Source organism: Vulcanococcus sp. DEBay_Sum22DG08_74 (assembly GCF_017852955.1).
Taxonomy (GTDB): Bacteria; Cyanobacteriota; Cyanobacteriia; order PCC-6307; family Cyanobiaceae; genus Vulcanococcus.
The window spans coordinates 1-3,364 of sequence record NZ_JAFMKL010000147.1; the positions used below are offsets into that span (position 1 = coordinate 1).

The following is a 3,364-nucleotide window of genomic DNA, read 5'->3' on the forward strand; positions in this document are numbered from 1 at the left end:
ACCCTGATCGGTGCTGCCGCTGGAGCCGGTCACCTTGTTGTTGGGAGCAGGAACTTCCTGGTTGCGCTTGTTCTGGGCGCCAGGCATGGCGCTCATCGGGCCCACTCGGGTGGGGTTGCGGCGACGGGCAGAGCTGCCCTCGGTGCCGGTGACGCGGTCACCGCGATCCCAGTCGTCGCCGGTGATCTTGGTGCCGGAACCCTCACCGGTAACCCGGGAGACGGGTTCTTCAGCAGCGCCGATGGCCGCGGGCTGTTGAGCCTGCGCCAGGCGCTGATTGGCACGACGATCGAAGCGGAACTGCTCAGTGCCGGTGATCTTGCCGCTGGCCATGTCGAAAGGGCCCGTGATCCGTCCGCCTTGCTCGTAGGTGCTGCCGGTCACACGACCGGTGCTTTCGCGCTCCTGTTGGGCGGCGCGGGCAGGGGACTGAACACTGAACTGTTGCCAGTCAGCACCATTCAGAGCCTGGGGAAAGTCAGCATCGCGGCTGGGGGCGGTGCCACAGGCGCTGGCCTGTTGATCGGCGCCGACGTAGGGAGTACCGGTGACGTCTTCGCAGGCGCCACGCTCGGCGCCGGTCAGGGAACCACCAATGCCGGGCTGAATGCCGGTCATGCGGTTGGCGTTGCGAACGGGAGTCCGCTCACGGACGGCACGGACGGCAGCGGTGTTGCAGAAATCACCAGCCTGCTCGAGCCCGGCGTAGGGGGTGCCGGTGACGACTTTGCAGCTACCGGGTTCATCACCGGTGACCCTTTCGGAGCGACCGGTGCGGCTGCCGCTGACGACTTGGTTGCGGTTGGTGATGCTGAAGCCCACCTTGGCGGCTTCGGGCGCAGGGCGAGTGCCACAGAAGCCGTCGAACTGCTGACTACCGATGTATTCATCGCCAGTCACGTTGCGGCAGCTGCCGGCCTCATCGCCGGTGACCCGCTCGCTGCGGCCAACGGATGTCCCGGTCACGCCGGTGCCACGCAGGGTGTTTTGGCTGCTGACCTTGGTCGCGGCACGGCCAGGAACACTGGCGTCGGAGCCGAGGTACTGATCTCCGGTCAGATGGCGGCCTGAACCAGCCTCATCGCCAGTGACGCGCTCGCTGCGGCCCACCATGACGCCGCTGACGGCTTGGCCACCCAGGGTCTGGCTGCGGCCCACCTTGCGGACCGAGGGGTCAACGCCACCGCAGTAGGACGTGGACTGGTTGGCCGAGATGTACTCGGTGCCGGTGACGCTCTTGCAGGTGCCGGGCTCATCGCCGGTCACTTTTTCGCTGCGGCCGACCTCATTGCCAGTGACACGGTTGCCATGGCTGGTGGCGGTGACGCGCACCTTGGCGGGTTGGTTGCTTCCTGCGGGTTGACCGCCGCAGAAGGTCTGGAAGACTTCGGCGCCGAGGTACTCGGTCCCGGTGATCGAGCGGCAGGTGGCCGCTTCGTTACCGGTGGTTTTCGCCGAGCGGTTGGCCTGGGTGCCGGTGACGGTCTGACCAGAGAGGGTCTCGCTCACACCCACCTTCCAGGCGGCATCCGCGGCTGCGGCTTGCTTGGCGCCATGGCGATTGGGGCCACTGGGGCGGGTTCCGCTGTTGCGAGCCGTACCCGCAGAACCGGTTTTGCTCTTGAGCTCACGGACCTTTTGCGCCAGCTCACGGGCACTCAGGTCGGGGTTGATCTGACGGGCAACAGCAGCAGCACCGGACTTGGCCGCCGTGCTCGCGGACTTGCCGCGCTTGCTCAGTGCTTCGCGGCGCGCCAGGACAAGTGCCCGGCTGGCGTTGTGGACAGCCGTGCCCTTGCGGGCTGCGGGGCGATTGCCTGCGGCAGCACGGGAGGAGTTGGAGGGACGCTCAGTGCTGAGGGAGAGGCTGGCGGAACGGGCAGAAGAGGTATCGCTGGTCGTCTCTTGGCACTTGCACTTGTGCTCAGCAGCCGGTGCCGCTGCGGCCTTCGGGGCTTCCTTAGCGACGTCGGTGCGGGTGCGGTCCTTCGAGGTGTCGGCACGCTTGCCGCCGCGGGTCATGGCCTCGCGACGGGACAGCACCAGATCGCGGCTGGGGTTTGAAACGCGCTTGCCAGCGGAGGAACGGTGGCTGCTGGGGGCGGACAGCTGACGGGTAGGCGCCGGAGCGGCTGCGGGAGCCTCGGCTGCGGCGGGACGCGGTGCGGAACTTGGAGCGGCGTTGGTCCGGGTCGGACGGGCATCCGCGACGCTGCGGACGCGACCGCCACCACTGCCGTAGCGACCGGTGGCTTTCTTGCCGCCGTCGGTGAGGGCCTTGCGGCGCTCAAGGGCTGCTTCGCGACTCGATTTAGTGGCCATGTCCGCCCGGTGTATGGAATGACTGGATGGCATTAACGAAGCCGTTGATTTGCGTCAACACGGCATCGGAATGCTTGAAATCTGAATGCGAAAAATCGCAGTCAGATGGTTAATGAGTAAAAGAAGGAGTGGTCTCGATGTGAATCGAGACCACAACTTTTAGAAGGCAGCTAATCAGCGGCCTTCGAACACCACGAAGCAAGCGCCTTGGCTTTGGGTGTAGGCGTCGTAGCCCACGAGACGCACGTGGTGGTCGGGGTAAGCGCGGTGGCAAGCTTCGAGCTCGTTCACGATGACGCTCAGATCCTTCTCACCGAAGAAGGGCAGCTTCCAGTAGGACCAGTAGGTGGCCATGGAGCGGCTGGGGTGGACGTGCTCAACGAGCGGGCTCCAACCCTGGGCAATGATGTACGCGATCTGGTCGTAGATCTCGTCCTGGGTCATCGGCGGGAGGAAGCCGAAGGTCTCCAGGGTGGCGACTGTTTGGTAGTCACCCACGGTGCTCTTGAAAGGCATGGGGTTCCTTGAGATGGATGGAATGAATGAACCTTGATTTGGTTCGATGTCCTGTTCCGATCACTGAATGGGATGGAGCCAACGGATGTTGACTCCGATTCCCAATCGCTTCGAAATCAGTTGACGTCGAGCTTGTCGACGGTGTCGAACTCGAACTTGATTTCCTTCCAGGTCTCGAGGGCGATGGCCAGCTCGGGGCTGTGCTTCGCGGCTTCCATGAGGATGTCGCGGCCTTCGCGCTCAATCTCGCGACCGGCGTTACGGGCTTTGACGCAGGCTTCCAGTGCCACGCGGTTAGCGGCAGCACCAGCAGCAGAACCCCAGGGGTGACCGTGGGTACCACCACCGAACTGGAGCACCGAGTCGTCGCCGAAGATGCTCACCAGGGCAGGCATGTGCCAGACGTGGATACCGCCGGAGGCCACGGCGAACACGCCGCCCATGGAGCCCCAATCCTGGTCGAAGAAGTTACCGCGGCTGCGATCTTCGGGAACGAAGGATTCGCGCAGCTGGTCGATGTAGCCGA

The 3,364-nt window shown here is 64.7% G+C and carries 3 protein-coding genes; all 3 read right to left on the reverse strand.

Annotated features, from left to right (window positions below):
- Nucleotides 1–2,322 (reverse strand): CsoS2 family carboxysome shell protein (locus QZ184_RS10845; protein WP_296419607.1); only part of this gene is annotated, 2,322 nt, incomplete at its 3' end.
- A gap of 174 nt (nucleotides 2,323–2,496) precedes the next feature.
- Complete coding sequence (locus QZ184_RS10850; protein WP_010316537.1) at nucleotides 2,497–2,838, reverse strand: ribulose bisphosphate carboxylase small subunit; 342 nt, start codon at nucleotides 2,836–2,838, stop codon at nucleotides 2,497–2,499.
- Nucleotides 2,839–2,954: 116 nt separating this feature from the next.
- A partial coding sequence (locus QZ184_RS10855; RefSeq protein ID WP_296419609.1) for a RuBisCO large subunit C-terminal-like domain-containing protein occupies nucleotides 2,955–3,364 on the reverse strand: 410 nt, incomplete at its 5' end.

Bases quoted from the DNA above. Each gene is read 5' to 3' on its own strand.
- QZ184_RS10850 (WP_010316537.1), bottom strand. From the start codon at position 2,838: ATGCCTTTCAAGAGCACCGTGGGTGACTACCAAACAGTCGCCACCCTG.